The organism is Ornithinimicrobium sp., assembly GCF_030537745.1.
GTDB lineage: Bacteria > Actinomycetota > Actinomycetes > Actinomycetales > Dermatophilaceae > Ornithinicoccus.
The window spans coordinates 1-247 of the sequence record NZ_JAUNVI010000059.1 but is presented as its reverse complement, the minus strand read 5'-3'; the positions used below and the strand labels follow the sequence as shown (position 1 = coordinate 247).

The 247-nt window shown below is 76.1% G+C and carries 1 pseudogene; it reads right to left on the bottom strand.

What is annotated here, in order from left to right:
- A pseudogene (locus tag Q4P07_RS11515) lies at positions 1-197 on the bottom strand (uracil-DNA glycosylase family protein); the annotation flags it as partial.
- Between the last annotated feature and the right edge of the window lie 50 nt (positions 198-247).

Sequence of the window (247 nt, the reverse complement as noted above, 5' to 3'; positions counted from 1 at the left end):
TTCTGCGGCGGCGCGCAGCGCACCGCCGAGACGATCCGCAGTCCCTGCAGCTCCAGCCCGTCACCGGCGTGGTGGCTGGTCGGCTGGTTGGCAAACCCACCCCGGTGCAGCGCGGCATACAGCCAGTCGCCGGAGCGGTCCCCGGTGAACATCCGACCGGTCCGGTTGGCTCCCTGCGCGGCGGGGGCCAGCCCCACGATCAGCACCGGAGCGCCCGCCGGGCCGAAGCCGGACGCGGGGCGGCCCC